Origin of the sequence: Microcoleus sp. LAD1_D3 (assembly GCF_036702135.1) — a bacterium.
In the GTDB taxonomy this organism is placed as follows: Bacteria; Cyanobacteriota; Cyanobacteriia; order Cyanobacteriales; family Microcoleaceae; genus Microcoleus.
In genome coordinates, this window is sequence record NZ_JAUBSB010000041.1 from 1 (window position 1) to 23,677 (window position 23,677).

The 23,677-nt window shown below is 44.1% G+C and carries 14 protein-coding genes and 1 pseudogene; 12 read left to right on the forward strand and 3 right to left on the reverse strand.

Annotation, left to right across the window (positions count from 1 at the left end):
- Positions 1-110: 110 nt before the first annotated feature.
- Positions 111-305, reverse strand: a pseudogene (locus tag QUA74_RS20710) (IS1/IS1595 family N-terminal zinc-binding domain-containing protein); the annotation flags it as partial.
- Between the two features lie 82 nt (positions 306-387).
- Here QUA74_RS20710 and QUA74_RS20715 point away from each other — a divergent pair.
- Positions 388-1,509: a glycosyltransferase family 4 protein gene (locus QUA74_RS20715; RefSeq protein ID WP_333333034.1), complete on the forward strand. Its 1,122-nt coding sequence runs from the start codon at positions 388-390 to the stop codon at positions 1,507-1,509.
- An 11-nt stretch (positions 1,510-1,520) separates the two neighbouring features.
- The gene (locus QUA74_RS20720; protein ID WP_333333036.1) at positions 1,521-1,754 is read left to right on the forward strand and encodes a hypothetical protein; all 234 of its coding nucleotides are present in this window, start codon (positions 1,521-1,523) and stop codon (positions 1,752-1,754) included.
- A gap of 119 nt (positions 1,755-1,873) precedes the next feature.
- On the opposite strand, the gene QUA74_RS20725 is transcribed toward QUA74_RS20720, so the two are convergent.
- A complete protein-coding gene (locus QUA74_RS20725) occupies positions 1,874-2,809 on the reverse strand; it encodes an exopolyphosphatase (protein WP_333333038.1) in 936 nt (311 codons plus the stop codon).
- A gap of 66 nt (positions 2,810-2,875) precedes the next feature.
- On the opposite strand from QUA74_RS20725, the gene bioF reads away from it, so the two are divergent.
- From bioF to QUA74_RS20755, 6 genes are all read left to right on the forward strand, one after another.
- Positions 2,876-4,048 carry an 8-amino-7-oxononanoate synthase gene (gene bioF / locus QUA74_RS20730; RefSeq protein ID WP_333333040.1) on the forward strand — a complete coding sequence of 391 codons (1,173 nt, stop codon included), beginning with the start codon at positions 2,876-2,878 and terminating at the stop codon, positions 4,046-4,048.
- 257 nt (positions 4,049-4,305) lie between these two features.
- Positions 4,306-4,455, forward strand: a complete 150-nt coding sequence (gene pirA / locus QUA74_RS20735) for an arginine synthesis PII-interacting regulator PirA (protein WP_172185012.1) — start codon at positions 4,306-4,308, stop codon at positions 4,453-4,455.
- Positions 4,456-5,549: 1,094 nt separating this feature from the next.
- Positions 5,550-8,489, forward strand: a complete 2,940-nt coding sequence (locus tag QUA74_RS20740) for an ATP-binding protein (RefSeq protein WP_333333042.1) — start codon at positions 5,550-5,552, stop codon at positions 8,487-8,489.
- Positions 8,486-8,857, forward strand: coding sequence for a response regulator (locus QUA74_RS20745; RefSeq protein ID WP_333333044.1), 372 nt, complete (start codon positions 8,486-8,488; stop codon positions 8,855-8,857). The genes QUA74_RS20740 and QUA74_RS20745 overlap by 4 nt, the downstream gene beginning before the upstream one ends.
- A gap of 101 nt (positions 8,858-8,958) precedes the next feature.
- Positions 8,959-10,296 carry a response regulator gene (locus QUA74_RS20750; RefSeq protein ID WP_333333045.1) on the forward strand — a complete coding sequence of 446 codons (1,338 nt, stop codon included), beginning with the start codon at positions 8,959-8,961 and terminating at the stop codon, positions 10,294-10,296.
- Positions 10,297-10,490: 194 nt separating this feature from the next.
- On the forward strand, positions 10,491-11,855 hold the full coding sequence (locus QUA74_RS20755; RefSeq protein ID WP_333333092.1) for a response regulator: 1,365 nt from the start codon (positions 10,491-10,493) through the stop codon (positions 11,853-11,855).
- A gap of 259 nt (positions 11,856-12,114) precedes the next feature.
- Here the strand turns inward: QUA74_RS20755 and QUA74_RS20760 are convergent, their stop codons facing one another.
- A complete protein-coding gene (locus tag QUA74_RS20760) occupies positions 12,115-13,482 on the reverse strand; it encodes a TldD/PmbA family protein (RefSeq protein ID WP_333333047.1) in 1,368 nt (455 codons plus the stop codon).
- Between the two features lie 468 nt (positions 13,483-13,950).
- Between QUA74_RS20760 and QUA74_RS20765 the strand changes: the two genes are divergently transcribed.
- The 4 genes from QUA74_RS20765 to QUA74_RS20780 all read left to right on the forward strand — a co-directional run bounded on the left by QUA74_RS20765 (position 13,951) and on the right by QUA74_RS20780 (position 23,624).
- Positions 13,951-18,219, forward strand: a complete 4,269-nt coding sequence (locus QUA74_RS20765) for a PAS domain S-box protein (protein WP_333333049.1) — start codon at positions 13,951-13,953, stop codon at positions 18,217-18,219.
- Between the two features lie 289 nt (positions 18,220-18,508).
- Positions 18,509-19,348: a DUF1361 domain-containing protein gene (locus QUA74_RS20770; protein WP_333333051.1), complete on the forward strand. Its 840-nt coding sequence runs from the start codon at positions 18,509-18,511 to the stop codon at positions 19,346-19,348.
- Between the two features lie 221 nt (positions 19,349-19,569).
- Positions 19,570-21,537 (forward strand): ABC transporter ATP-binding protein/permease, encoded by a 1,968-nt coding sequence (locus tag QUA74_RS20775; protein ID WP_333333053.1) that lies wholly within the window; start codon positions 19,570-19,572, stop codon positions 21,535-21,537.
- Positions 21,538-21,980: 443 nt separating this feature from the next.
- Positions 21,981-23,624: an NB-ARC domain-containing protein gene (locus QUA74_RS20780; protein ID WP_333333055.1), complete on the forward strand. Its 1,644-nt coding sequence runs from the start codon at positions 21,981-21,983 to the stop codon at positions 23,622-23,624.
- Positions 23,625-23,677: the final 53 nt, after the last annotated feature.

The following is a 23,677-nucleotide window of genomic DNA, read 5'->3' on the forward strand; positions in this document are numbered from 1 at the left end:
AAGCTTGCACACGCGGAGCGTTCAAACCATTCAAAGTCTTTCTCTGTCGAGGTTTTAGGCTTTTTCGGCAAGCCCTAATTATTGTTGTATGATAAACACCTTGGATTCTTTCTTTCTATTGCTCGAAAACCCATACCATTGACATACATCTTTAGGCATTCGTGCTTAAATTCTTGAGAGTAACCTTTATGGGGTTAGTAGCCTTCTATGAATTGCCTACCACAGTCAACAAAAAGATAATTTTGTTTACCTTTTTTAGGGCAATTTTTATTGAGATGTCTTGATTTACATTCAGGAAATTTCATAGGCTTTGACTTTTCGTTAATTGTTTTTGTCAATTTCTCTTTGAACTAATCATACCTTAGTTCAGTAACGCCGCCAATAAATATGGTTCACTTTAACGTTGCCTTTCAAGGCTTTAACTCCTTCACCGACATTACCCTCTCCCTGGCGAAAACTTTAGACCAAATGGGAATTCCTATTTCGGTCGAACCTTCAACAATAGCCTCTCATCTCAGCCGCAATTTCACAGCAGAAGAAAACGACCTGCTAGAGAAGTGGATGAACAGCACACCCTCAGATTTATTTCAGATCAAATGGTCTCATTACTGGAAACCTTATTTTTTAAAAGAACTCAACGGACATCTCAACTTAGAACTTTTTGCTATCAATTATGAATTCGCCAAAAACCATGATGATTATGATTACTGGATTTACGATGCTGTTAACACTTCATCCCACAAACTAGCAGTCAGCCAATATTCTAAAAACGTTTTAATAAAAGCTGGCTGTCCGGCGGCAAACGTATCAGTCATGCCTCTAGGTTTCAATCCTTTAATCTCGCAACTCTATTTTCCCAGCTCCCCAAAAAAACCAAAAGATGTAAAACATATTCTACACATGACCAATTCTTTTGATTTCTATAGATTTGGCACGGATCTGGCCGTTCAAGCTTTTTGGGAAGAGTTTAAAGATGATTCTAACGTAGAGTTAATAATCAAAGATGGAGGCAAAAATTCAGATGTTATAGTAAAACATCTCGCCAATATCGAAAAGCAGCTCGGCAAGTTAAAGGCAAAAATTATGATAATCCCTAAATTTTATAATAAAACCGAACTAGCTGATTTATACTTGTCAGCCGATGCTTTTTTAGCTCCCTTTCGCGGGGAGGGTTTTGCGATTAAAATTTTGGATGCCTTTGCAGCAGGTTTGCCCGTCGCGATGACTATGTACGGCGGCCCGACTGAGTACGCCAATGCTGATAACTGCTATCCCATTGCTTACGATCTAATCCCCGTCGGAAAGTGTTACGATACTCAGTATCTAGAAATCAGAAATGCTCCTCAGTGGGCAGAACCAAATGTTCAGTCTGTTCGCGAACAGTTGCGAAAAAGTGTTGAAGACCCGATGCGTTTTCAGGTAGCTCAAAAAGCTAGAGAGACGGCGGATTTATTTAATTGGGAAGCTGCCGCTCAAAAATTGCTAAAATTAATGCGAGAATTGTTTTAGGAGCGGAAATTATGGGACTCGAACGCAAAATGTTTAGGGGAATGTTTTCACCGGGGGAAGTGGTACGATTGAAACAGCCTTGTTTTACTCCCGGGCGATTGTTTGAGCCCGGAAAATATAACGCTGATGAGTTGCCGGATATCGCTTTTGATATGGGTTTGGTAGACCATTTGCCACCAGCAAAAGGCAAGTGTTCAGAAAATCTCAATGCCCAGAACCCGCCCGCTCAAAACCTTGAGGACTAAACTCCCATTTGCAGTAAGGACATCAGTCCTAACAATCCCCGTTTGTAGTAAGGACTTTAGTGCTGACAATTAAAATAATCAAAGACTCAAGTCCTGACTGCAAAAAAGATAAAGCCAATTTAACTATTTTGCTCTATCTGGGCAATTAACTCTTTCAAAACTTGACTAGCTTTATCGTTCTCAATCTGACAAGTTCCGGCATTCTGGTGCCCACCGCCGCCATATTTTAACATTAACTCCCCAATATTAGTTTTAGAAGTTTTGTTAAAGATTGACTTGCCAACTGCGAAAACAGTATTTTGTTGTTTCAGTCCCCAAAGTACGTGAATTGATATATTGCACTCAGGGAACAAAGCGTAAATTACAAAACGATTCCCCGCATAAATCACCTCTTCGTTACGCAAATCCAAAACAACTAAATTATTATAAACTTGGGCGCATCGCTGTATTTGCTCTTTAAATTTTTCTTCTTGCTCGAAGTAGAGGTCTACTCTTTCTTTTACATCAGGAAGCTGCAAAATTTCATCGATGGTATGATTTTTGCAGTAATCGATTAACTGCATCATTAACTGATAATTGGAAACCGTAAATTCTTTAAACCTTCCCAAGCCGGTTCTGGCGTCCATTATGAAGTTTAACAGCACCCATTCTTGCGGATGCAGAACCTCTTCTTTGGCAAATTGAGCGGAATCTGATTTGTCAACTGCCGCCATCATCGCCTCCGAAATATCAGGAAACTTTGCTTGGCCTCCATAATATTTGTACAGTACCCTAGCTGCAGAAGCTGCATAGGGATCGATGATGTGGTTGATTTTGATTTTCTCGTGTCTGAGAGTTTCGCTGAAGTGGTGATCGAAAGCTAGATGAACTCCCTCAACATAGGGTAAATTGGTGCTAATATCGTTATTTGTTATTTCGATTTTCCCATCCTGCATATCTTTAGGATGCACGAATTTAATCTCGTCGATCATATCGAGTTCTTTGAGCAAAACGGCACAGACAAGACCGTCAAAATCGCTGCGGGTGACTAATCTGTATTTTTTAGTGAGTGGCATATGCTTATGTGATGCGGAGGAACTGATCACCAGCTAATATAACGTATTACCCGATCGCTTTCCAATATGAACGCAGACCCTTACGCTTGGATAGAGAAATCCCTGGACACAGTTCGCCGTGCCCATTGGTATCGATCGCCACAATCGATCGATAGTTGCCCCGGGTCTGTGGTAAAGTTAGCAGGCCACAGGCTGATTAACTTTGCCAGCAACGATTATCTGGGACTTGCCGGCGATGACAGGTTAATTCAAGCTGCTATGGCTGCAACTAAGGAATTTGGTACGGGTGCGACGGGTTCGAGGTTGGTCAGCGGACACCGCGATTTGCACCGACAGCTAGAACAAGCTATTGCTAATTTAAAACAAACTGAAGATGCTTTGGTATTCAGTTCGGGATATTTGGCGAATCTAGGGGCGATCGCATCCGTTGTCGGCAAGCGCGATTTGATATTATCTGACAAGTACAACCATTCGAGCCTGAAAAACGGAGCCACACTCAGCGGTGCAACTGCCCTAGAGTACAGTCACTGCAATCTTGAGGATTTAAAGGCCAAGTTAGAGCAAAATCGCGCCAGATACCGCAAGTGTTTAATTATTACCGATAGCGTCTTTAGCATGGATGGGGACTTGTGTCCCCTACCGCAGTTGTTAACTGTGGCAGCAACATTTAACTGCATGGTATTAGTAGATGAAGCTCACGCTACAGGAGTTTTCGGTGCTAGCGGTGCCGGTTGTGCAGAACATTTCGGGTGTACGGGAACACCGCTGATTCAAGTGGGGACACTCAGCAAAGCTTTGGGAAGTTTAGGTGGTTACGTTGCGGGCTCTGCTGCTTTAATTGATTTTTTGCGTAATCGAGCTGCGAGTTGGATTTATACTACAGCATTGACGCCTGCTGACGCGGCGGCTGCTTTGGAAGCTGTGAGAATTGTACAGCAAGAACCAGAACGCCGAGTTCAGTTGCGACAAAATATCGAAACTTTCAAATATTGGGCGATTACCAATCACCAATTACCAATTACCAATTCCCTCTCCCCAATTTTCAGTCTTCCGTTAAAAGATGCAGCCTCCGCTTTAACAGTCGGCAGCAAACTCAAGGAGATGGGTATTTTTGCTCCGGCTATTCGGCCTCCGACTGTAAGCGTGAGTCGAATTCGGATTTCGCTGATGGCAACTCACGAGCTCGCACACCTTCAGCAGTTGGTAGAGGCACTGCTGCAAGTTTTAAGTTTTGAGTAAATGTTGTGAGACGGGGAGAATTTCTACTTCTGCCTTCTGCCCTCTGCAGCTCTAGCTTTCGGCCTTCTGCAGCTCTAGCGCTCTGCCTTTTTTTTGATTGTCAAGATATCGCTATTGACTTATGACCAATCTTATACAGGAGTTTTGTCGATCGGTCAACAACTGTAAATTTTTTGTAAATTTAGATACTTTTTGGAATTTAGCGCTATATTAGAGAAGTAGCAGGTACACCAAATTTAATATAAGGAACGTCCACCATGAACACAAATCGTCAAAACGTAAAAAAAGTAGCAGAAACCCACCGCGCTAACATTCACAAGCAACTGATGCACCGCATAGAAGTAGCGAGATCCAGTGGGAACCAAGATTTGGTTCGGGTGCTTGAAGAGGAAATGAGACAGCTTTAAAGAAGCTGCAACTAGAATTTGCCTGTAGTTTGGTTTAGAGGGTTGTGCGAGAAATGCAGAATTCCGGCAACCGCTACCTGTGAAGTTTTGACTCCTCTCTTAGTTGGTAGGAAAAGCCCCGGTTTCTTGAAGAAACCGGGATTTTTTATTGAGAAGAAAGAAATAAAGAAACAAGAGGGAAAAGTCCTGGACGCGCAAACTTTATCTGTAGGGTGCGCCTCGGCCCCCAGAGACTCTACAAATAGGGCAGTGAACCATTTTTTGCGTAAGTTATTAAGTCAGAAGGAAGAGGGAAGAAAAGAGAACAGGAGTTATACTGCATTCCTTCTATTTTTATCTGTAGTAAACTGCGCCGAGGCGCGCCCTACGAAGAACTACAGGACTTACCCTACTGGCACAGGATGAGGGCGCGCCCTCACCCTTCACTTTAAGCAGTCCGGGGCACTGACAAGTGGACTGTCGCGACTAACGACAAACTCAATAAGCGCACGAAAGACGTACACTCATGTGTGTGCTATTCGTTGGAAAATTGAGGAATTACAAGCGGGAACTCAAGCAATTAACCGAGAGACAATCTTGGCGCTGCCATCAATCTATAATTCAAACCAATCATATTGCTTGCCATGAACTTGTGTGGGTAGGCGCTCAAAAGTTTAGCCGAGAAAAATGGTCAAATAATATATCAAATTAAACCTGGGTTGCTATTAAGTTATTTAATTCAGCAACTAAAACTTCCCGTTCGATGTTTATTGTCTAATTTTTTGGTGCTGGTAAGTAGGTAGGCGCTGTAAGACGCAACTATGTAAACGATTGTAAAGTATGCAAATGCTCTAAGCGTGGTTGACTGAGCAATGTTTTCCTACTGTTACATTGTTTAGTTTAATCCCACCTACCTACTTACACTGAGCTGTGATAGTTGCGTAAGTCCTGGTAATATTGAAGACGGATTGAGATAGATTTTCATGGTTGACTGGGAAAGGTAGCTTTCCCAAAATTTTAAGACTAGCAAAAATGCTTAACCGAAAAAGTTAAAAGCTATAAAGCTGAACATCAGGGTAGCGACCGCAAAATCCCCAAAATAATAGGTAAAACTGATGGCGACAGGCATCCGACACCAGCCGGAAAACGGCTACCACTCAGAACCAGCTCAGCCTTCCCCAGGAGAAAGTCTCAAGAGGCGAGAGCTCATGCGTCTACCCCGAAGCCTGAGTGCCGTCGAAACATCAGGCTTTGGCCTCACAGGTCTCGCTAATTGGTTTACCATCGCCACAGCCATCCAAGCAGGGATGGGGCCTAGCGCCATCTTCGTCTGGTTGCCCGGTATCCTGATGGGCATAATGCTCAATCTACAGGTAAAACGCATCGGTGAGTATTTCCCAAACATGGCTGGGGGAACGCCCAACTATACCGCCCGAATGCTGAAAAATTATCCCGGTCTGGGAAGCTATGCAGCGATCGGCTACTTTTTAAGCTGGGTATCAACACTGCCAATTTCTGCGATCGTACTGACCCAATTAATCAAAGTCAACCTCAATAGTTTAGGTTTTAGCTGTCCTGAAACTTTACTAAATATTACCTTCACGCTCCTACCCTTCATTTTGACATTCAGTGGCACTCGCGCCTTAAGTATTCTGCACGCCTTTTTCGTGTTACCGACAGTCGGCGTACTATCCGTTTTTTCCATTCATGGTCTAATTTGGTTAGCTTTTTCCCCAAACAGTCCCGGCTTTTTCCCCGCCATTTGGCCGGAATTCACCTTTATTGACTGGGCTAAATGGTTTTACTTTGCTACCTACATCTTCTACTGCTGTGACTCTGCCGCTAGTTTCGTAGCGGATAGCCGCAACCCTACTAAAACCTTGCAGTTTCTCAAAATTTCCGCACTAGGGATGCTGCCTGTGATTTTAGGAGGTTCCTGGGTACTGATGCGCTTGGCTACTGCTCCTGGTCTGAAAGATGACGTGTTCTTGAATGTATTAGCTGCCTGTCAGGTATTATGGGGGCCCTGGGTTCCCACCCTTGTCACCTTTCTGGTAGTCGCAAGCTGTCTTCTGAGTTGCGCGACCATAGTTTCCAACTGCCCCCGGATGCTGTATCAACTTGCCGTAGATGGGCATATTTCGCCAACATTCGCAGTTGTATCCCGCCGGGGTGTATTTGGATTTGGGCTGGTCTTTGTTTTGGTTCTCAGTTTAATCTGTCTAGCTTGGGGAAATGTACCTCGCCTTGTGGCGATTACTAATGTTGGCTTGGTTGTCTGCCTGATGATGTTCCATCTCTCACTATGGCTCCGGCGGGATCAGCCTGAAGTTCGGTGGCCTGGGTGGTCGCTGGGTTTTTTCGTAGTAGATGCGGTGGTTCTGGTGGTGGGAGGCTTGGCTTGGGGCTGGCAAGACTTTATCATTGGGTTGTTTTTTCCCCTGGGCGTTTTAGCAGTGGAGGCAGGGATAAGTCGCATTGCTTTTGCCCCTTTCCATCCGTCGTGGTGGATTCGGCTTTACCGCAACACAAGCAAGAGCAAAATGCCAGATTTTGTGGCGTTTCAGGTTGTAATTTTGATCTTGCTGATTGTGAGCGCCGTCTCTGTCGGCTGGATTTTTGGCTTCAAATTATATGCTAACTCTACTGTTGGCTTGAATTTATTCGTAGTGCTACTGGTGACAGTTGCTTTTATTGGGGTGGCAGTTGCCTGCTGGACAAGCTTACCCCAGGTCGTCTCAATGGACGAGGCGCGAGAGGGAGCAGAACAGCTGTTTATCATTGCCCTAGATGCGATTGTAGTGCTAGATGAAAATGGTGTCATTCGTCAGACTAATCCCGCTGCTGAAAGCGTCTTCGGAATAAAGGCTCGTGGGCTAATTGGGTCTCACCTAAACAAATTACTACCCGGATTAGGGGTTCAGCCAGAGCAGTGGCTCAGTCGCAGCGAACAAACTTTCAATTTTTATGATCGTAGCGCGCGTATTCTGGAAGTTGCCATCTCCGACCGATTCTCTCAAGGCGCTTCCCTTTCCAATCAGGATCTGCAACAATATGTGGCGATCGTCCGCGATATCACCGATCGCAAACAAGCCCAGCAAGCACTGCAAAAAGCTAATGAGGAACTAGAAATCAAAGTCGAAGAGCGTACATCTGAACTCACCCATACTGTGGAGCAATTGCAGAATGAAATTGAAGAGCGCCAGCGAATCGAAGAAAATCTCAGAGCTATGCAAAATCAAATTATCGTCCAAGAAAAACTCGCTTCCCTGGGCAGTTTAACAGCAGGAATTGCCCATGAAATCAGAAATCCCTTAAACTTTGTCAACAATTTTTCAGAAGTTTCTGCTGAATTAACCGAAGAACTTTTGCAAGAAATTGAAAATCAAACAGAACGTTTAGAACCCGATAGCAGGGAGTATATTACTGAGCTATTAACCGATCTAAAAGCTAATCTCCAAAAAATCAATCAACACGGTCAAAGAGCCGACAGAATTGTCGGCAATATGCTTTTGCATTCTCGCGGACAAAGGGGTCATTGGGAAGCCACAAATATAAATAGTTTATTGGAAGAATATGTCAATCTAGCCTATCACGGGATGCGAGCCAAGGAGGCTGCTTTTAACATGATCATCGCCAGCGACTACGATAGTGATATTGGCAAAGTAGAAGTCGTGCCACAAGACATTTCCAGGGTTTTTCTTAACATTATTAACAATGCTTGCTATGCAGCCCATAAAAAGAAACAAGAAACAGGAGAAGAATTTTCACCTCAGCTTGATGTCAGAACTAGAAATCTGGGCTCGGCGATTGAAATTCGCATTCGCGATAACGGCCCAGGTATAGACCCAGATATCTTCGATAAAATTTTCAATCCCTTTTTTACTACAAAGCCAGCGGGGGAAGGTACTGGTCTAGGTCTCTCTATCAGTCACGATATTATCGTCCAGCAGCATCGGGGAGAAATCAAAGTGGAAACAGAAGCAGGAAATTACACAGAGTTTATCATCACATTGCCGAAAAAAATAGCCGAAGTTAAGGAGTTTAAAAAATGAAAGTAATGGTTGTAGACGACGAGGAAGATATTCAGTCTTTGTTCAAGCAAAAGTTTAGAAAAGAAATCAAAGCAGGGCAAATTGAATTTCATTTTGCCCTGTCGGCAAAGACTGCATTGGACTACTTGGAAAACCCGAAAAAAGCGTCTATTGTCTTGATTTTGTCGGATATTAATATGCCAGGGATGAATGGGCTAGAATTGCTCAGAATTATCAAACAAAAGTTTCCAGATATCAAAGTTTTTATGATTACCGCTTATGGAGATGAGACAAATTATCAAACCGCGATATCTTATGGATCTGATGACTATATTACTAAGCCTGTTAATTTTGAGACCCTGAAAAATAAAATAATCAATTTGGAGTAAATTCACAATGAAACATAATTGGTAATTGGTAATTGCTACCTTCCCCATCCTCTCCATCTTCCTTCTGCCTTCTGGGTTCTACTAGCAACTGAAAGACTAATATGTCAGCAAAAATACTGTTTGTAGATGACGAAGAAAATTTAGAATATCTAATTTCCCAGGTATTTAGAAAAAATATCCGCACGGAAGGATGGCAGCTTTTTTTTGCCCATAATGGTGTAGAAGCGCTGGAAAAATTGAAAGAACACCCGGATATCGATATAGTATTGACCGACCTTAATATGCCTGAAATGGATGGTCTGACTTTACTATCTAGACTTAATCAAATAGACCTACCCCTCAAAACAATAGTTATATCAGCCTATGGCGACCTGAAAAACATTAGAAATGCAATGAACTTAGGTGCCTTTGACTTTCTAACCAAGCCGATAGATTTGGAGGATTTAAAAATTACCATCAACCAAACGCTGCGTGACGTGCAACACTTAAAAGAAAACCAGTGCTTGCGGGAATCAGAAGCCCGTGCTAGAGAACAAGCTCAGGATTTACAACAAAGTCTGCAAGAGCTAAAAAAGACCCAAGCTCAACTAATTCAGACCGCAAAAATGTCTTCTTTGGGTCAATTGGTTGCGGGGATGGCCCATGAAATTAACAATCCCGCTAACTTTATCTATGGCAATATTAGCCACGTCAGTGATTATATCCAAAAGCTATTGCACCTGCTACATCTCTATCAGCAGCAGTACCACCCACCCTGTTCTGAGATTGAAGCTGAAATCAAAGCCTTAGATTTAGAATTTATGATAACAGATTTATCCCAAATCCTGGCTTCGATGAAATGTGGTGTTGACCGTATTCACAAGATTGTTTTGTCTTTACGCAACTTTTCGAGGCTGGATGAAGCTAACATAAAGTCTGTTGATATTCACGAGGGGATCAAAAGCAGCCTGCTGATTTTGGCTCATCGACTTCAAACAACGACAGCGCGTCCAGAAATTCAAGTGATCCAGGAGTACAGCAATCTGCCTTTAGTAGAATGCTATGCAGGAGAACTAAATCAGGTGTTTGTTAACATTTTTTCTAATGCGATTGATGCTTTGAATGAGTACAATAAACAACAGTCACTAGATGACATCTTCGCTCCTCAACTCACTATTACTATTCGCACTGTTCTGCTAGAGGAAAACTCCCGTGTTGTCATTCAAATTCGGGACAATGGGCGGGGAATGACCGCAGACGTGAAAGACCGCATTTATGAACCTTTTTTTACTACTAAGCCTGTAGGTCAGGGTACTGGTTTGGGTCTCTATATCAGCTACCAAATTATAGTGGAGAAGCATGGGGGCGAATTGAAGTGTGTTTCAGAGGTGGGGGAGGGAGCGGAGTTTTGGATTGAAATTCCAATCAGACAAACTAAGGCTGAACTTGAGTTGAGCTAATAATTTTGCCTCTACCCAACAAGAAAGCCTATTACAGCCGTCCGGTTGGCAAATGTATAAATCAGCCTTTTCATTACTCCTGCAATAATCTATAATAGACATTAAAGTATATAAATATTATGCGGTTAAGTTAATTAATCAAATAATTAATCAAAGGAGAAAAAATGTCGTATACAACCGAAAGAGTTCGCAATATGCCAGCTAAAATATTATTTGTGGATGACGAACCCGATTTAGAATCTTTAATTTCCCAAAAATTTAGAAAAAAGATCCGCACAGGAGAATACGAAGTTTTTTTTGCACATAATGGCGTAGAAGCGCTGTCAAAGTTGCTAGAACAGCCGGATATAGATATTGTACTGACAGACATTAATATGCCAGTCATGGATGGTATGGATTTACTAGCGAAACTTAACGAGCTAGTTACTATGGTCAAAACAGTAGTTATATCTGCTTATGGCGACTTGGGAAATATTAGAAAGGCAATGAATGGTGGGGCCTTTGATTTTTTGACTAAGCCTATAGATTTTCAGGATTTAGAAATTACAATTAACAAAACATTGTCCCATGTGCAACAGCTAAAGGAAAACGAGCGCTCCCGCCAAGAAAGAGAGGAGAAATTGCGACAATCGGAAGTGCGAGAGCGAGAAAAAGCTATCCAACTAGAAATCGCAATGCAAAAGTTACAGCGTACCCAATCTCAGCTTATTCAGACTGAGAAAATGTCTAGCTTAGGACAGTTAGTTGCTGGTGTTGCCCACGAAATTAATAATCCCGTTAATTTTATCTATGGCAATTTAACTTATGTTAATGAGTATACTCAGCAGCTATTGGATTTAATCAACCTTTACGAACAGCACGATGCCCATAATCACCCTGAAATCGAAGCTTTAATTGAGAAAATAGAGCTGGAATTTATCAGAGAGGATCTGCCTAAAATGCTATCTTCGATGAAAGTAGGGGCAGAACGTATCCGTCAGATTGTGCTGACTTTGCGAAACTTCTCGCGGCTTGATGAAGCTGAGATGAAACCCGTTAATATTCACGAGGGCATCGACAGCAGTATAGTCATTTTGCAGAGTCGGCTCAAGCCTAAGCCGGATTGTCCACCTATTCAAATTATTCAAGAATACGGAGATTTGCCGAAAATAGAATGTTATGTCGGTCAGTTGAATCAGGTATTTATGAATTTGCTGAGCAATGCGATTGATGCCTTGAATTACTATGACAAAAAACGCAGCCCGGAGCAAATTAAAAACGAGCCTAGTATGATTACGATTCGTACTTCTATGCTGAATCAGGATTGGGTAAGAATCAGTGTTAAAGACAATGGGCTGGGGATAACAAGCGAGGTAAAAACGCATCTGTTTAGTCCTTTCTTCACAACTAAACCTGTAGGTCAAGGCACTGGTTTGGGATTATCTATTAGCTATCAGATTGTGGTGGATAAGCACGGCGGAGATTTGAAGTGTTTATCACAGCGAACAGAGCGGGGTGCAGAATTTGTGATCGAGATTCCCATTAGGCAGAATAATCGGGTAGAGATGAAGGAAACTTAAGGGGAATTAAACAAAAAATCAAGGGAAAGTCTAGTAAAGTCTATAATTGCGATCGCACTTCCCCAATTTCTCTGTGATTTCTGAAGTCCCCCAAACACCGAACGACCTAGCTGAAGCCCTCTATAGTAGATTTTGAATCAGTTGTCAATTTGTCAGTGTCCGGGACTGGTTAAGGTGAGGCGTGAGGGCGCGAGCACGCCTTCACCATCTGCCAGTTGCGTAAGTTTTGAACTAATAATTAATGACTAATGACTAATAATTATCTTCCTCCGACGACGACATTTTTAATCCGCAAATGGGGGCCGCCGACGCTTACTGGTAAACCACTCTGGCCGCCTTTACCGCAACCCCCGTAGGCATAAACCGAGTCGTTTCCTATCGACTCAATATCCTTTAAAGTCTGAAATACATTGCCGCTTAAAGTGACATCGCTCACCGGTTCAGCCAATTTGCCGTCGCGAATCATGAACCCTTGAGCCGCCGCAAAGGTAAACATTTCGCCGTTGGTTTGTCCTCCCAACATCCGCACTGCATAAACTCCTTCGTCAATGTCGGCAACCATTTCGTCAAAAGAATGTTCGCCAGATTCGATCGCAGTATTAGTCATCCGCACCAAAGGCATAAAAGTAGCGCTCAGAGCCCGGGCATTTCCCGTCGGACTTTCGCCCATTTTGCCCGCAGTCTCGCGATTGTGCATCCGAGCGGCTAAAACTCCATTTTTAATTAAATGCTTGCACTGAGCCGGCACACCTTCGTCGTCGTATTTCAAAGTTCCCGGCAATCCCGGTACAGTTGCGTCGTCAATTACATTCAATTGTTCGATCGCCACAGGCTTGCCCAAAGTCAACAATTCCTGCATTTTCGGGTTTTCGTAAATGCCGTCTGCTTCCGACAAATGCCCGAAAGCTTCGTGAATAAAAACCCCCGACAAATAAGGGTCTAAAATCACCGGATACTGACCGCCTTTCACCGATTTTGCCTCTAGTTGGCCAACAGCTCGAACGGCAGCACTCTTAACACGATCTTCAATATTTGTCAAGACATTGTAATCCGATCGCGAGTGAATCGACTCAAACCCTTGGCGGACAACACCGCCCTCGCCGCGGGCGATCGCTCCGAAACGCCCGGTCACGTCCAAGCGCTCTTGAGCGATGCAAGTACCTTGAGAATTCACAAAATAAGTAATCCCAAATCTGTCGCTGTAACCTGCCATTGTCGTCTGAATTCGCGGGTCATAATCTAACAGCAACTGATTGTAAGATTCGAGCAATTTCCGCTTTTCGGCTAAAGTAATAGAGCGCGGATCGCGACCCAATTCCACCGCTACATAATCTTGAATCGGGGTGACATCTGCTAGTAGAGTTTTTTCGCTGCCAACCAAACGAGATTGCACTACAGCTTCTTCAATGCGGTCTTTTAACTCAGCTAAACCGTTAAAAGTTACAAAACTCCAGCCGCCTTTGTGACAGGCGCGAATGCCGCCTGCGAGACTAAAACTGCGGTTGACAGCATCTAACTGAGGGCCGCGAAAACTAATCGCAGTTGACTCGCTTTGTTCGAGGCGAACTTCTAGATAATCTACGCGATCGCGGTAAGGTGCGATCGCTTCCATCAACTGTTCTTGCATCAAATTGCCCCTATGAATGATTAGCCGTAGCGCTGAAAAAAATTATTGCTAACCTTATTTTAGCTAATAACTCCCGTCTTTCGGGTGCGCGCTCCCCCCCCGGTGTGGTGCGGGAGCATGGCGCGCCCTACCCGAGCAAGGAGGAGTCAACCAATTTTAGATTTTAGATTTTAGATTTTAGATTGATCCCGTCCTGAGCCTGTGAAGGAATGAATCCGGGGGCTTATGATCACATTACTTTCGGTCAGTCGATTGTAGATTTAAAACTTTTTCCATAGAATTGATGATTAGAGGCTTACACATCGCCGACGTTCGGCGGGCGTCCTAGAACACAAAAAACTCGCGCCCGCTTGCGAAAAGCCCGGTATGCCGCAAATCTGGCATTTGCCTACAGAAATCAAACTAAACTAAATCTATCTAAAGATGTAAAAAATATACCTTAACCGCCGGCAGATGGAATACTTTAAGGTGAAAAAATTCCAAATTTCACCGTATTTAGCAGCAATTTCGGCATCAATAGCAATTTTGGTCGGAGTTGGCATTTTAGATCGATCAGAACAGCGGCGGTTTTTTCAATACAACCGCGCTAGCACCCTCGATCGGCTCAGCACAGTCCGTTCTAAGCTAGAAGGCTCTTTAAATTCCCGGCTATTTCTGATGCGGGGTTTGGTGGCTTACCTTTCCAACAACCCAAATATCACCGAAGCCGAGTTTGCAGCGACGGCGAGAATTCTGGTGGCACAGCAACCGGGCATTCGCGCCATAACTTTAGTTAAAGGCACGACGATCGCTTACATTTATCCGCGGGACGGAAATGAAGCGGCGATCGGCATTGACTTGACGGCGCTACCTGAACACAGGCAAATGGTCAAAGATGTCATCAACACCAGAAAAACTTTGCTTGCCGGGCCCGTAAAATTATTGGAGGGGGACTTGGCGTTCATCAGTCGATCGCCCATTTTTCTCACACCCTCCGGTGCCGAGCCCGAAACAGGAGTCTACTGGGGCTTGACAGGTCTGATCATCGACAAAAATTCCCTGATTGAGGAAGCAGGACTCAACGACTCCTCAGCGAAGCTGCAATACTCTCTGCGGGGCCAAGACGGGAAGGGAGCATCCGGCCGAGTGTTTTTCGGTGACGGGTCAATTTTTCACCACAATCCCGTGATGCTGGAAGTGACTTTGCCCAACGGTTCCTGGCAGTTGGCAGCAATTCCGGCGGGAGGATGGCCTGCGAATTCGCCGTTTCGGGGCTGGCTGCTTTTTGGAGGCGGCTTGCTGGCACTTTTGAGCGGGGTGGCGGTTTTTAGCTGGGTGTACGGCCGTGCGAAACTGCGTTCCAGCGAAGCTAAGTATCGGCAACTCGTTGAGAATGCTAACAGTATGATTGTGCAGTTAGACAGTGAAGGCAAGATTACTTTTTTTAACGAGTGTGCTGAAACTTTTTTCGGGTATTCAGAAGCAGAAATCATCGGCAAAAGTGCGATCGGCACAATTATACCGAAAACAGATTTATCAGAAAGTGGCCTGGCGGCAATCATTCGAGACTGTTTGGCACAGCCGGAAAAATACTTGCAAAACGAAAATGAAAACATCCGCCGCAATGGAGAAAGGGTGTGGATAGCGTGGACAAATAAACCTTTACTAGATGGGAAGGGAAATTTGGCAGGAGTGCTTTGTATCGGGACGGATATTAGCGATCGCAAACAAGCTGAAATCGCCCTGCAAGCTTCTGAAGCGGAACTTCGAGCTTTGTTCGCTGCCATGAACGACGTAATTTTCGAGGTCGATATTGAGGGACGGTTCCTGAAAGTTGCTCCGACCCATCCCCAATTATTGTACAAGCCGACGGCGGAATTTGCCGGTAAAAAAATTAACGATTTATTCGAGCCCGAAATGGCAGAATTTTTTCTGGACCAAATTCGCACCGCCCTCGCTACAAATCAAACCTGTACTTTTGAATATAACCTGGAAATTGCCAGCTTACAAAAGTGGTTTGCCGCTACCATTTCGCCAATGAAAGAAAACACGGTTCTGTGGGTTGCCCGCGACATTACGGAGCGCAAGCAAGCTGAAAGTTGGTTGATCGGTCAAAAACAAATTTTAGAAATGATTGCTAAGGGCGCTCCTCTTGGCGATACTTTAAATACCTTAGTTGAAATTATCGAACAGCAATCTAGAGATGTCATCGGTTCGATATTGCTTCTAGCTCCAGATGGCGAACATTTACTGCATGGAGCCGCGCCCAGTTTACCCGACAGTTACAATGCTGCTATTCATGGCAGAGCCATCGGCCCGGATGTAGGCTCCTGCGGCACTGCTGCCTTTACCCGCCAACAGGTGATCGTTACAGATATTGCCAGCGATTTTTTGTGGGAAAATTATCGAGATTTAGCCTTGAGTTTTGGACTGAGAGCGTGCTTGTCTACTCCTATTTTCTCATCTCAGGGTCAAGTTTTGGGAACTTTTGGAATGTATTATTCCCAACCGTGCCACCCCCCAATTGTTGATCTGCAATTAATAGAAGCAGCCATGAATTTAGCCGGAATTGCGATCGAACGCAACCAGGCAGAAGAAAGTCTCCAACAACTCAATCAAGAATTAGAAAATAGAGTCCAACAGAGAACTGCTCAATTGATGCAAACTGAAGAACGCTGGCAGTTAGCACTCAAAGGCAACAACGACGGCATTTGGGACTGGAACTTGCAAACAGGGGAACTATTCCTGTCCGATAGATTTAAGGAAATCACCGGATACGACGAACACAGCCCCATTCTCGATTACTTCGACGAATTGAACAAGGGCACGCATCCCGACGATTTAGCCTTAGTAATGCAAGCTCTCCAAGACCATTTAAACAAAAAAACGCCGCATTACATCATCGAATACCGCTGCTGGTGCTACAACAGCGCCTACAAATGGATACTCAGTCGAGGACAAGCTTTGTGGGATGTATCTGGAAAAGCAGTCCGCATGGTTGGTTCAATTACTGACATTACGGAGCGCAAACAAGCAGAGGAAGCACTACGGGAAAGCGAGGCAAGATTCCAAAAGCTGTCGGGTAATGTGCCGGGAGTAATTTATCAATTTGTATTGCGTACCGATAGCTCTTTCAGTTTCCCTTACATTAGTCCGGCTTGCCGAGAAATGTTTGAGCGAGAAGCAGAAGCTGTTCTGCAAAATGCGGCTTTAATAACAGATTTAATTCATTCCGATGACCGCCAAAATCATGACGAATCCGTTGCTATTTCAGCCCAAACTTTGCAACCTTGGCACTGGGAAGGACGGTTCGTGCTACCTTCCGGCAAAATTCGATGGTTCCAGATAATTTCGCGTCCTGAAGCTAAAGAAAACGGCGATACTATTTGGGACGGAATCGCGGTTGATGTTACCGATCGCAAACAAGCTGAGTTAGCTTTGCAAGAAAGCCAGCAGTTCATTCAAAAAGTAGCATCAGCTACTCCCGGTATTTTGTATCTCTACGACTTGGAAGAACAGCGAAATATCTACACTAATACTTCAATGCTCGCGCTTTTGGGCTATACCAGCGAGGAAATTACAGCGATGGATGCGTCCCTGATGCCTCAGTTAATACACCCCGAAGATTTGCCTAAAATTGTGAAACATCACGCCAGCTTTGCAGGAATTAAAGATGGCGAAACTAGGGAAATTGAGTACCGGGTACGGGCAGCAGATGGTCAATTGTTGTGGCTGCAAAGTCGCGATACTATTTTTAGTAGAAATGCGGAGGGTCAGGCTAAGGTAATAATTGGAGTTTCCCAGGATATTACGACTAGCAAGCAAGCAGAGGAAGCACTGCGACAAAGCGAGGCGCGAGAAAGAGAAAAAGCTCGAGATTTAGAGTCAGCGCTCCTGGAATTGCGCTCTACTCAAACTCAGCTCATTCAAACTGAAAAAATGTCTTCTTTGGGGCAATTAGTGGCCGGGATTGCTCACGAGATTAATAATCCCGTTAATTTCATTCACGCTAACATTGATTATCTCAACCAGTATACTAAAGAGTTGCTGGATCTGGTGACTCTTTACGAACAGGAGTATCCCGAACCAAATTCAAAAATTGTCGATCGCATTCAAGAGATAGATCTGGATTTCATGGCTGAGGATTTAAGAAAAGTTATGGGTTCGATGCAGGTAGGAAGCGAGCGCATCCGGCAAATTGTATTGTCCCTCAGAAATTTCTCGCGACTGGACGAATCGGCAATGAAGCCGGTCGATATTCACGCGGGAATTGAAAGCACTTTGTTGATTTTGCAGCACCGCTTGAAGAGTCACGACAGCCGCCCGGAAATTGAAGTAATTAAGGAGTTTGGGAAACTGCCGCTGGTGGAGTGCTATGCCAGCCAACTGAATCAGGTGTTTATGAATATTATTGCTAATGCAATTGATGCTATTGAAGAACGATATCACAAGTTGTCGGTTCCACTATCAGAGACAAAGAGTGGCCGGATTGCTATTTCCACTGGCATAACCCCCCACAACACTGTGAGGGTGGAAATTTCGGACAACGGTACGGGCATTGCCGAGGGGATAGTCGATCGAATTTTTAATCCGTTTTTTACTACAAAAGCTGTAGGGAAAGGTACGGGGTTGGGAATGTCTATCGCGCACTCGATTGTGGTGGAAAAGCACAAGGGCAATATTGAGTGTATTTCGTCCATAGGATGCGGAACGACTTTTAAGATTGAGATTCCGATCGACAAAGTGTATAAAGAGTAGGGTGCGTCAGTCGATTTTAGATTTTAGATTTTAGATTTTAGATTTAGATTTTAGATTTTAGATTTTAGAATTGACTCCACAGTGGTAGGGTGCGTCAGTCGATTTTAGATTTTCAGGCGCGGGCGTGGAGTCATAAGCTGACGCACCCTACAAGTAGTAGCAGTTCCTAATTTTCAGGCGCGCCGTCTGGAGCGATAAGCGGATGCACCCTACAAGTTAAGGACTAAAATAGACTGAAGCTGCGAATGAAGCGGTGCTGCATCAAACCTTTAAGTGTATAAAAATTGACATGATGGGATTAATCCTGGAAGCGCTGCAAGCAATGGGACACAATGTCCGCTGGATGTCTTGGAATTTGTTTTTGAGTTTAGTACCGCTGGGCCTGAGTTTTTGGCTGTTCCGCAAACCTCGATCGCGCTGGCTGCTGTGGGGTACGGGCTTTCTCCTCGGCGCTACTTTTTTGTTCAGTACGCGCCCTGTTTTTGCCTATCTGAAGCACATAGTGCAAGATGTGGGCAAAACTTACGTTTTGGGGGCGATCGCCATTACACTCGCATTGATGGCTGTAGACATCTGGGTACTGCGACAGCGCGGAGTTCGCTCTCTCCGGTGGTGGGTCGGCTTTTTCTGGTTTATCGCATTTTTACCCAATGCGCCCTACGTTTTAACTGATATCATTCACCTGATTCGCCAGATTAAAGAGGGGAACTCGGTGTGGATTGTGGCTCTAGCTTTGATCCCGCAGTATCTGGTGTTTATGCTGGCCGGGTTTGGGGCTTACGTGCTGTCGGTGATGAATTTGGGTTACTATTTGAAGCAACAGGGTTGGAGTAAATTTATCCTGGCAACGGAGATAACTATACACGCACTTTCGGCGATCGGAATTTATTTAGGGCGATTTATCCGCTTCAACACTTGGGACATTCTGACTAACCCCGATGCGCTAGTTAACACAGTAATGAACGATTTGATAGGCAAGCGTCCCGTTTTAGTAATGGCTGTCACTTTTGTAGTAATTGCTGTTTTGTATTGGCTAATGAAACAAGTAATTTTAGGGATTAGCCAACGATTTTACAGCAGTAAATTGCAGTCGGACTTGGCAGGCGATAGCGCAACTTCTTCCAGCTAGAGCGATTTGAGATTTGAGATTAAATAATTGATTCAACACAGGAATCTAAGAGCTTGAACTAAGCTCCTAAATTTTTTCTTGCCACCAGTTAAGTCGGAAAACCTGTTTCCGTCTGTGGGTGAGACAAATTTTTTCGCGAAACTCCGAAATAAATTACTGCTGCAGTTTGTCACAACACTTGATATGTTAGAACAGTCAAAGTAGTTTTGTGAACAGCAAAGATGAATCGATTTGACCGTCAGTTGTGGCAGAGATTTATTGCGATCGCTCAGCCTTACTTTTATCCTTTAGAGCCTGGGGGCGGCAGAATATTTTTAGGATTAGTGGCGCTGTTGTTGATATTTCTCTTCGCTGCGATGTTTGTGGCTGTCAGTGTTGTCAGTTTGGGTGCTCAACTCTTTTTTCCAGACGCTTTTAACGGGGTTGCCGCTGGCTTAGCTACTTTGATTAAAGGGATTATCTACTCACCGACAATTGCGATCGTTGGTTTAATGCTAATCCTCCCGCTGGCTGCTTTTGTCTTTTTCCGAAGCAAGTTGATACCGCGCTGGAAGCAGTGGATAATGTTAGCTCTGCTGCTATTTTTGTCGCTGTCAGTTAGCGGAATTAACGTAGTAATTAGCTACATTGGTAACTTTTTTACGACATCACTTGCTGAAAAAGATCAAACCACTTTTTGGCGGTTTATGTGGGTCTATGCTGGAGTTTTCATAATCGGTACTCCGATAGTGGTGATTTACCGCTATACCCAAGATAAACTAGGACTGTATTGGCGAGAGTGGATGACTGATAGTTTCCTGGATAGATATTTTCAAAACCGCGCTTATTACGAAGTAAATTCTCAGAAAGAAATTGACAATCCCGACCAGCGAATTTCTGAAGACATTAACTCGTTTACTAGCACAAGTTTATATTTTTTGCTGCTGATGTTGGGAGCAGTTATTGATGTTATTTCGTTTACGTGGATTCTCTGGTCTATTTCTGAAGGCCTTTCGATAGGTCTAATTATTTATGCTGTCTTTGGCACGGCAGTAATGGTAATTTTTGGCAAAAGGTTGATTGTTTTGAATTTCAATCAGCTTCGCAAAGAAGCTGACTTTCGCTATGGATTGGTTCACATTAGGGACAATGCAGAATCAATTGCCTTTTACCGGGGAGAAGCACAGGAATCTGTTCAGGTGAAACACCGATTTTTAGAAGCAGTTCGGAACTTTAATTTGCTAATTGGCTGGCAGCGGAATCTGGAATATTTTACACGCACTTATAAATATGCAACTTATATTATTCCCTCTTTGTTTCTGGCTTCTATCTACTTTACAGGTGAGATAAGATACGGCGATATTACTCAAGCTGAATTTGCTTTTCGTCAGGTTTTAGAGGCATTTTCTTTGGTTGTATATAATATTGAAGACTTGAGTGCTTTTGCGGCGGGTATTAATCGTCTAGCTACGTTTAATGAGTCTTTAAAAAATGAAAAAAATGCTATTAATTTCGACGAAATCCGAAGAATCGATACAGTTATAAATTCGCAGTTGACATTGGAACACGTTACTTTATATACTCCGAAGCAGCAAAAGACTTTGATTAGGGATTTGTCGGTAGCGGTGTCGCCAGGGGAAGGACTGTTAATTGTCGGTCAAAGCGGTGCTGGGAAGAGTTCTTTGCTGCGGGCAATTGCGGGTTTGTGGGACTCGGGAACCGGCCGTTTGGCGCGGCCGGAACTCGGAGAAATGTTGTTTTTGCCGCAGCGTCCTTATATGATTTTGGGTAGTTTGCGATCGCAACTTTTGTATCCCAATACCAGCAGCGCAGTTGATGAGGAAAAATTGCACCTCGTTTTGGCATCAGTAAATTTAGCAGATTTGCCCGACAGATTGGGCGGTTTTGATGCGGATTTAGATTGGGGTGAGATTTTGTCGCTGGGAGAACAGCAACGTTTAGCTTTTGCTAGATTGTTATTGACGGAACCGAGATACGCTATTTTGGATGAGGCGACAAGTGCTTTGGATTTGAAGAACGAGCAACATTTATACGAGCAATTGCAAGCCACTAAAACTACGTTTGTCAGTGTCGGCCACAGAATGAGTTTGTTGCAATATCACCAGCAGGTTTTGGAACTTTTGGGCGATGGGAGTTGGCGGCTGGTTTCGACGGAAGAATACCGCGCTAGTGCGAAGGTTTTTGGCTGATCCTGATACAGCGCTGCTTTCAGGAATGGTGAATTTACCGGGTTGTTGGTTGGGGGTGAGTGGTGGCGCGGTTGGAGATTTATGGTTTGGTGCTATAAATTAATCGCCGTGCCTCCACCCATCCTACAATAGGTTCTACCGGTAGGGACATAGCAACAATCAATGCCGATCCATTCCCGGTTCCTCATACCCTTTTAAATTAAAGAATTAAAGAATTGAAAAATTGGTAATGACTGATTCTGTATGGGTTTGGATCGCGGGCCTACAGTTGCATTCTTTGTTTAAACTGATATCACAATCGATAAAGGGGTATAAATATCTAAAACTGCCTAAACAGCAAAAAGCAAGCTGAACGTTTGCAGATTCGATTCAATTGCTCGCCCGCGAGAACTCACAGAATATAATAGAAGATAGATTTTTTTAGTATAGGCGAGATTCCTACCTTGACTACTCCGATTCCTCAAAACTTTGTGCAAACGATCGCCAAACAGCGCGGTGTCACAGATGCCGAGTTAGAAACTGTGTTTATGGCTCTCGATGGTCAATCTACGGCGAAGATCGCCACAAAGCTTGGCATTAGCGACATCGCCGTTCGCAAAAGACTCGGCGAAGTTTACAAAAAGTTTCAGATCGGGGGGAACGGCCCTGGAAAGCTTTCGGAATTGAGGCATCAGTTGCTGTTCTCATACCACACGGATCAGGGAACGAGCGATTTTAGTCGACGTAAAGGCTCTCTATTGAAGATGGCGCTCCTCTCCGAGGGCTTCGCTAACGGACACCGACAGGAAGATTGGGGTCAAGCACCGGATGTTTCGGTTTTTTACGGACGGACTGAAGAATTAACTACTTTAAAGCAGTGGACTGTATCAGATAATTGTCGCCTGGTAGCGCTGCTGGGTTTGGCTGGTAGCGGCAAAACAACTCTGTCGGTGCAGTTGGCAAAACAGGTACAGAATGAGTTTGATTTTGTGATTTGGCGATCGCTGCGATCGACACCAGCACCATCCGACTTCCTAGGAAGCTTAATTCAACTTTTTTATAACCAACAACAACCCGATGTACAGATCGACCTCAACAGCCAAATTTCGCGATTGGTCGAGTGTCTGCGGAAACACCGCTGTCTGGTAATTTTAGACGATTTTGAAGCGGTTCTCAGACCAGAAGAATTAGCGGGACACTACCGCGAAGGCTGCGAAGGATATCGAGATTTAATTGTGCGGCTGTCAGAGGTCAATCACAATAGCTGTTTACTGCTAGTTAGTTCGGAAGAACCTACGGAACTGGCTTTGCTGGCGGGAGAAAAAGTGCGGTCTTTAAAACCTGCTATTTCCGAGGAAATAGCGCGGGAAATTTTCCAAGAAAAAGGTTTGTCGGCTCAAGATCAAGAGTTGGAAATCTTGTTATCCCGCTACGGAGGCAATCTGTTAGCATTAAAGATTGTAGCGACCACAATTAACGAGTTTTTCGAGGGAAATGTTTTAAAGCTTTTGGAAGCAACGGCGTTATTTATTGAAGAACATATCAGCAATTTGCTGGCGCAGCAGTTCGAGCGAATGTCGAGCTCTGAACAAGAGATTGCCTACTGGATTGCTATTGCTCAAAGTCCGATTTCCCTGGGGAGTTTGCGAGAGCATATCTTGGTCAATTTATCGCTTTCGGATTTGCTGAAAAATCTCGATTCTCTGGGTCGTCGCTCGCTGATTGAAAAAATTAGTAAGGGCGGGGAAACTGTTTTTATGCTTCAGCCTTTGATCGTGCAATATGTGAGCGACAGATTAGGGGAGCAAATTCGAGCGGAGGTTTTGGAGACGGTTAAGACGCAAGGAATAGAAAGAATGGGGCTGTTGAAAACTCACAAATTGAGCATCAATATTGCTAAACGGAAAGGGGATAAAGGCGAACCAAGTAGCTATATTTTAGCATTAGTAAAAAATCGGTTGCAAGTGTTGTTTATGAAGACGATAGGCTCTGAAGAACCGCTAAATATCTTGAAGAAAGTTGCCTCTGACCTGGAGGATAAATCGATTCTTGAGGTGGGATATGCTAGGGAGAATCTGGCGCAAATTATTTCAGAAATTCAGCGATAAGAAAAAAGCGATCGCCCTTTGCCAAAAGCGATCGCCCAATTTTTAACAAAAAC